Consider the following 7,499-nt stretch of genomic DNA (forward strand, 5'->3'; position numbering starts at 1 on the left):
ACGGTGGTCACGCCGTCTCAGGGGATGGCTCGGCCCGCCGGACGGACAGGGCGACGAGCAGCGCCCAGAACGCCATCGCCAGCAGAATCCACACCAGAACCAGGATTTTCCACGCCGGGTATGCGCCGATCGGGTCGATACCGGCGGCTTCCGTGCCGTACAGGTTCGTGAATCCCCAGATCACTACGGCCGATACACCTGCGGACGCGAGGACGGCGCCGACGGGCAGCATCCATCGAACTCCTCGTTCGTGCGCGCGCCACGCGTAGTGCCAGGCAGTGAACTGCGAGGCGACCATCGGTGCTGCCACAGTGACGACTGCCGCCGCAGCACCCGCGGGCCAGGGCCAACTGCTGCTGGGTATCTGCCAGTCCCGCCCGACCCACAGCAGGCTCCCGATCGCGACGATCCCCAGGACCCCCACCGCGAAGCGGGAATGACGCCATTTCCAGAATCTGCGCGTCGCACACACAAGAACGAGCATCATGCCGAGCAGCGCGGGTAGCTGTGCAAGGGACATCGCTCGACCGGTCATCATCGCGGTGAGCATCCCGAGCGCGAGCATCGACACCAGCATTCCCCACGGAGCGAGGATCGCCAGGAGCACCGGCAGGATCGCGAGCGGTCCTGCGGTGACACTGGTCGCGGTATAGCCGAGTTTGCTCTTCCAGCCGGCGGGGAACAGCGCACCCAGACCCACCAGCGCCAGTTGCAGCTGCGTCCGGCGCAGATCCGGACGGCGCAGGAGGTCGGATACCGATTCCTCGCCGACGTCCGCGAGGAGTTTCAGCGCCGGCTGCGGATCCTCCGCCACCGTTCGAGCCGGTGTGCGCATCTCCCGGCCGGTCGAGCTCGGGGGCCGATCCTTTCCCGATTTCCGCTCGTGCAATGTTCGGAGGTGTTCGAGTTCGTGCTCGAGAATGTCCCAGTGCAATCGTGTAGTGATCGCGTCGACGACCTTCTCCGGTGGGTTGTCGGCGTACATGCCGTTCACCCATTCACGTTCGAGCAGATCGCGGAACGGGCCGCGTTCGGGGGCTCCGGCGAAGAACAGTGTGCGCAGCTTCTCGGCATCGATGTTCGCGGTGCGGTCCGGCGTGGCGACGAGGCGAACCAGGCTCTGGGCGCTGTCCATACGACCCCACAACCAGTCGTTCTGGCGCCACCGCGCGCTGAGAAACGCGGCGAAGTTCCCGATCCGGTTTCCGTTGAGCTTGCGCGAGATTCGCTCGGTCTCCTTCAGCTTCTCGCCGTAGATCCTCTCCTCGAGCGGGCTCTGCTCGGCTGCGGATGCGACCACCAGCTTGGGTGCGACCGAGGCTCCCAGCGGATCCGGCCGCGACGGGCCGGTGGCGATCTCCAGACGGCACAGTGCGCGGTCGGCGGTTGCTGTGTCGGTGGCGCGCCGCAGGACCGTGAGGAGGGGGTCGATCCGGACCGATCCGGGAGGAAGGAATCGGTTGACGAGATCAGCGACGGATACCGTCTGCGCGACGATTCCGTCCCACAGGGCTCCGTAGGGGTCGGCCTTCCAGGTGACCGCGTCCGGGGGTGTCCGCGGCGCCGGCGGCACTCCCGCGGCGGCGGCCGCCGCGTGCCGAGTCCACGTGCGCCAGTGCGATCGCTTCGTGCCACCGTCGGGAAATGCTTCGGGATACTCGAAATCCGGTTTGTTGGAAGCTTTTCGGAGTAGGGAATCGGGCTTGCGCCAGGGTTCGCGGGTGATGGTGTCGAGCAGGACGCGGTCGCGGTGGGCCACCGTCACTTCGCACGTGAAGCGCAAGGTGTAGATCTCCTTGCGCAGTTCCGACATCTGGTCGCGGAATTGCTTGTCCTGCTCCCGGAATTGCTTGTCCAGCTCGTCGAAGCGCTCGGTGTCCCGCGGGTAGGGGTTCTGCCGTGCCACCTCGAATTGCATTCGCGCCGACTCGGTTTGCCGCAGCGCATGCAGCAACAGCGTGACTGCTCTCGCGGCGACCAGTGGGGTGCGTGCGCAGCGCCCGACGTTCGATTCGCTCACTCTCTCGTCCGGCAGGACGAGTTTCATGGCGTCCGCGTCGTCGACGGGGGCGAGGGGCCCACCCTTGGACTGGTCGTAGGCTGCGAATGCCGCGAGCAGCGGCTGTTCGGTATCGGGGATCGGCAGGGGATCCAGGCCGACGAGTGTGAGGGGCGCACTCGCCAATCGCTGCAGCCTGCGTACTTCGGCGCACCCCACGGCCGCTCGATAGGCGTCGATCTGCTCGATGCTCGGGGCGCGCCGCTCCGGTGCATCGAGGTTGGGATCGATGCCGAGAAGGACAGCCAGCTCGCGCCGTTCCGCGGCGACGAGCTGGCGGAGGTTCTCCTCGTCGTCGAGGATGGATTCGGAGTTGTTCTTCAGTTGCGAGGTCTGGAACAGCGACCGCAGCATCCGCGTCGCGGACCGGGTCTGCGGCGGATCCTCTGCGTGGTTACCGGGGTCGGGCTGCAGGTAGAGCAACCACCGATTGACGGCCTGGTCGGCGGGCATTCCCGCGACCGCTCGTACCGCCCAGGTCAGCGGAACGTTGTCGAGCACCCCGCCGTCAATGAGTTCGAGATTGGATTCCTCGGGATTCGTTGCACAAGTGCGTGTTTCGGAACTGATGCCGTGAACGTTGGGTGCGCCCGTCTCTCTCGTCAGGGACTTCTTCGGGTATGGGTTCACGGTCGCGGGTTCGAATGCGCCCGGGAACGACGACGTGGTGCGCGCGACGTACGCCATCTGTTCGGCGTCACCGAAGTCGTCGAAACCCTGCAACTCGCGGGAGCGGCCCTGGTAGCGGAACCGGAAGAACGACCGCGACTCGGTGGCACCGAGGCGGGGTCCGGCCCCGGGGAACACGGCGTCGTTACGTGGCCGCAGTCGTGTGGCGGTGACGAGCAATCGGAGGGGATGGTTCGCCTGTGCGCACGGAACGCCGTCACCGTCGAGTTGTTCGAGCGCCTTCCGGACCTGCGGGAAGAAGTAGTCGTCGCCGCGCAGCAGCGACTCGTGTCCGTTCCACAGCGGCCGGCGGGCCAGGTCGCCGAGGTCGCCCAGCCGCAGCCACATGTCTCGGACGTCGTCCCCGAAGCCGGCTCCGCGCGCGAGGTGCCACCCGAGCAGGACCCCGTTCAACCCACCGGCGCTGGTGCCCGCGATGACGTCGATCTCGACCGGCTCGCTGTACCCGCATTCCTCCAGCAATGCCTTGTAGACCTTCGCCCCGGCGGCGCCGTCTACGAATTCGTCCGGGATTTCGAGAGAACCCTGTCGCAGTCGGACCAGCTCCCGGCAGGCCCCGCCCATCCAGACCGCCAAGCTCACGCCGCCTCGCATCGCCACGGCGATCCGGAGTTGGCGAGCGTAGGTCTGGGACGAGTCGTGGCAGGTGGCGGCTGCACGCGACGGCTGTTCAGTCGGCGCCGGGAGGGCGCGGGAACCGAAGGACGAGCCTTCGTCGGGTGCGGGCAGCAGCGCGACGGGATCCGGCGGGCGTTCCCGGCCGTCGGGCCGGCTGCGGTCGGCCGGTGGACTCGGGAGTCCGAGCGCGGTGTTCATCGTTCGCGGAGCGCACATGGAACGACCCCTCTCGTCGGGACATCTGCCGGGCCGGCCGGTCCCGCCGATCGGTCGGCGCCGATTCGAGTGTGTCCTCCGAGGTCGCTCCGGGGCACGAGTAGTCGACTACCCGAATTCCGTGCCCCGTCCGGCGTATCCGCAGGTGCTCAGCTGCCCCTGGAGCGCAGCGCGGCCAGTGCCATCCGCCGCAGCACCACGCGCGCCGCGGTGGGGGAGTAGGGGATCGCGCTGTGGGGCGTGGAGTTGATGAGTCCGAACGTCGCGTGCGCCATGGTCCGCGCGTCGGATTCGCGCAGCGTCGGGTCGATGCGCCGCAGCACGTCCACCCAGATCTCGACGTAGCGGCGCTGCGTCTGCCGTACTTCGCGGCGCGCGTCGTCGGGCAGCGACTGCAGTTCGCGGTCCTGGACACGGATGAGGTCGGGTTCCCCGAGCGCGAAGTCGAGGTGGAAGTCGACGAGCCGCACGAGGGTGCGTTCCGGGTCGGTGGTCTCGGCGGCGACGGCGGTGCCGCCCGCGAGCAGGCGGCGGCTGATGTCGACGAGCAGTTCGACCAGCAAGGCGTCCTTGTTGGGGAAATGCCGGTAGACGGCGGGACCGCTGATGCCGACCGCGGCGCCGAGGTCCTCGAGCCGCACGCCGGCGAATCCGCGTTCGGCGACGAGCCTCGCCGCGGCCTGCAACAGTTGCCGCCGCCGATCCGCTTTCGCCTGGCTGCGCCGGGTGACGGGCCGCTCTTCGGGTGGGAGCGTGGGGGCCTCGGGGGCGTCCTGCACGTCGGGCTCCGACATCGCTTCCCCTTCCGTTCGGTGTGTGGTCTGGACAACTCAGTTAATCACAGTTAACCTCGTTTTCAGTTATCGAAGATTAACTCCAGCGACGAGGACGATCCTGTGACAACCCCTCGAACGACTCTCCCCACCCACCGCGACCAGCACCTCGCGCTCGTCGGTGAGCTGCGGGAACGCCTCGCGGCCGCCGCACTCGGTGGCAACGAGAAGTCCCGTGAACGCCACGTCTCCCGCGGCAAGCTGCTGCCTCGCGACCGCGTCGACGCCCTGCTCGACCCGGGTAGCCCGTTCCTCGAGATCGCGCCGCTCGCCGCGAACGGCATGTACGACGACGAGTGCCCCGGCGCGGGCATGATCGCCGGCATCGGCCGCGTCTCGGGCCGCGAGTGCGTGATCGTCGCCAACGACGCGACGGTCAAGGGCGGCACCTACTACCCGATCACCGTCAAGAAGCACCTGCGGGCGCAGGAGATCGCGCTGCAGAACAACCTGCCGTGCCTGTACCTCGTCGACTCCGGTGGCGCGTTCCTGCCCAGGCAGGACGAGGTGTTCCCGGACCGCGAGCACTTCGGCCGCATCTTCTACAACCAGGCCACGATGAGCGCCAAGGGGATTCCGCAGATCGCCGCGGTCCTCGGTTCGTGCACCGCCGGAGGCGCGTACGTGCCGGCGATGAGTGACGAGGCCGTCATCGTCCGGAACCAGGGCACCATCTTCCTGGGTGGTCCGCCGCTGGTGAAGGCCGCGACCGGCGAGGTGGTCACCGCGGAGGAGCTCGGCGGCGGCGACCTGCATTCGAAGGTTTCCGGTGTCACCGACCACCTGGCCGAGGACGACCGCGACGCGCTGAACAAGGTCCGCGAGATCGTCTCCACGTTCGGTCCGCGCACCTCGCGCCCGTGGGATGTGGCGCCGACGTTCGCGCCGGCCACCGACCCGTCCGATCTGTACGACGTGGTGCCGACCGATTCCCGGACCCCGTACGACGTGCGAGAGGTCATCGAGCGGGTCGTCGACGGCGATCCGGAGGGGCCGGGCTCCAGCTTCAAGGAGTTCAAGGCCGAGTACGGCAAGACTCTGGTCACCGGTTTCGCGCGGATCCACGGCCACCCCGTGGGGATCGTCGCGAACAACGGTGTGCTGTTCGGGGAATCCGCCCTCAAGGGAGCGCACTTCATCGAGCTGTGCGACAAGCGATCGATTCCGCTGGTGTTCCTGCAGAACATCTCCGGGTTCATGGTCGGCCGCGACTACGAGGCCGGCGGTATCGCCAAGCACGGCGCGAAGATGGTCACGGCCGTCGCGTGCGCACGGGTGCCGAAGCTGACCGTCGTGGTCGGCGGGTCCTACGGCGCGGGCAACTATTCGATGTGCGGCCGGGCGTACTCGCCGCGGTTCCTGTGGATGTGGCCGAACGCCCGGATCTCGGTCATGGGCGGTGAGCAGGCCGCATCCGTCCTCGCGACCGTCCGTTCCGAGCAGCTCGACGCGTCGGGCAAGCCCTGGTCGCCGGAGGACGAGGAGGCGTTCAAGGCGCCGATCCGCGAGCAGTACGAGGCACAGGGCAATCCGTACTACTCGACCGCGAGGTTGTGGGACGACGGCATCATCGACCCCCTCGATACCAGAGAAGTTCTCGGCCTGGCCCTGTCGGCGTGTGCGAACGCGCCGCTCGAGCCGGTCTCCTACGGCGTCTTCCGGATGTGAGTGAAATGAGCATGAACGAAACTGTCGGTGGCCCCGGCCTGTTCGATACCGTTCTGGTCGCCAACCGCGGTGAGATCGCGGTCCGGGTGATCCGGACGTTGCGCCGCATGGGGATTCGGTCGGTCGCCGTCTACAGCGACCCCGACGCCGGAGCACTCCACGTCCGGGAGGCGGACACCGCGGTGCGGCTCGGACCCGCCGCCGCCCGCGAGAGCTACCTCGACATCGCGAAGGTGATCGACGCGGCCCGCGCCTCCGGGGCGCAGGCGATCCACCCGGGATACGGCTTCCTGTCGGAGAACTCGGCGTTCGCGCAGGCCTGCGCCGACGCCGGGCTGATCTTCCTGGGCCCGCCCGCCAAGGCGATCGAGACGATGGGCGACAAGATCACCGCGAAGAACGCCGTCTCCGCGTTCGACGTCCCCGTGGTCCCCGGCATCTCCCGGCCGGGTCTGACCGACGACGAACTGATCGCCGCCGCCGGCGACATCGGGTATCCGGTGCTGATCAAGCCGTCCGCCGGCGGTGGCGGCAAGGGCATGCGCCTGGTCACCGAACCGGGTCAGCTCGCCGACGCGCTGGCGTCGGCGCGTCGCGAGGCCGCCTCCGCGTTCGGCGACGACACGCTGTTCCTGGAACGGTTCGTGCAGCGGCCCCGCCACATCGAGGTGCAGATCATCGCCGACACCCACGGCAACGTCGTGCACCTCGGCGAGCGTGAATGCAGCCTGCAGCGCCGCCACCAGAAGGTCATCGAAGAGGCACCGTCACCGCTGCTCGACGAGGCGACCCGGGCCCGCATCGGCGAGGCCGCGTGCAACACCGCCCGCAGCGTCGACTACACCGGCGCCGGCACCGTGGAGTTCATCGTCTCCGCCGACGCTCCCGACGAGTTCTTCTTCATGGAGATGAACACGCGCCTGCAGGTCGAGCACCCGGTCACCGAACTGGTCACCGGACTGGATCTGGTCGAATGGCAGGTCCGGGTCGCGGCCGGCGAGCCGCTCGGCTTCGAGCAGAGCGACATCACCCTGACCGGGCACGCGATCGAGGCCCGTGTCTACGCCGAGGATCCCGCGCGCGGTTTCCTGCCGACGGGTGGCACGGTGCTCGGCCTCGATGAGCCCGGCGGGGCGAGCGCAGCGACGGGAAGTGACACTGCGATCGGCATCCGCGTCGATTCGGGTCTGCGTGAAGGCACCGTCGTGGGCAGCGATTACGACCCGATGCTGTCGAAGGTCATCGCGCACGGCCCGGACCGGGCGTCCGCGCTGCGTCGTCTCGACCGTGCACTGTCCGAGACCGCGGTGCTCGGCGTCGTCACGAACATCGACTTCGCGCGGTTCCTGCTCGCCGACCCGGACGTGAAGGCCGGGGCTCTCGACACAGGGCTGCTCGACCGCCGGCTCGGGGAC

4 protein-coding genes are annotated in these 7,499 nt (G+C 68.4%); 2 read left to right on the forward strand and 2 right to left on the reverse strand.

Going from position 1 to position 7,499, the window contains the following annotated elements; translation table 11 throughout:
* Positions 1-7 precede the first annotated feature (7 nt).
* Both ACN675_RS18335 and ACN675_RS18340 read right to left on the reverse strand, forming a co-directional pair.
* Positions 8-3,583, reverse strand: coding sequence for a patatin-like protein (locus tag ACN675_RS18335; RefSeq protein WP_420752195.1), 3,576 nt, complete (start codon positions 3,581-3,583; stop codon positions 8-10).
* Between the two features lie 149 nt (positions 3,584-3,732).
* The gene (locus tag ACN675_RS18340) at positions 3,733-4,377 is read right to left on the reverse strand and encodes a TetR/AcrR family transcriptional regulator (RefSeq protein WP_420752196.1); all 645 of its coding nucleotides are present in this window, start codon (positions 4,375-4,377) and stop codon (positions 3,733-3,735) included.
* A gap of 102 nt (positions 4,378-4,479) precedes the next feature.
* On the opposite strand from ACN675_RS18340, the gene ACN675_RS18345 reads away from it, so the two are divergent.
* Both ACN675_RS18345 and ACN675_RS18350 read left to right on the forward strand, forming a co-directional pair.
* Complete coding sequence (locus ACN675_RS18345) at positions 4,480-6,084, forward strand: carboxyl transferase domain-containing protein (protein WP_420752197.1); 1,605 nt, start codon at positions 4,480-4,482, stop codon at positions 6,082-6,084.
* An 11-nt stretch (positions 6,085-6,095) separates the two neighbouring features.
* Positions 6,096-7,499: acetyl-CoA carboxylase biotin carboxylase subunit (locus ACN675_RS18350; RefSeq protein WP_420752198.1), on the forward strand; the 1,404-nt coding region annotated here is incomplete at its 3' end.

Origin of the sequence: Rhodococcus sp. O3 (assembly GCF_048897285.1) — a bacterium.
Taxonomy (GTDB): Bacteria; Actinomycetota; Actinomycetes; order Mycobacteriales; family Mycobacteriaceae; genus Rhodococcus.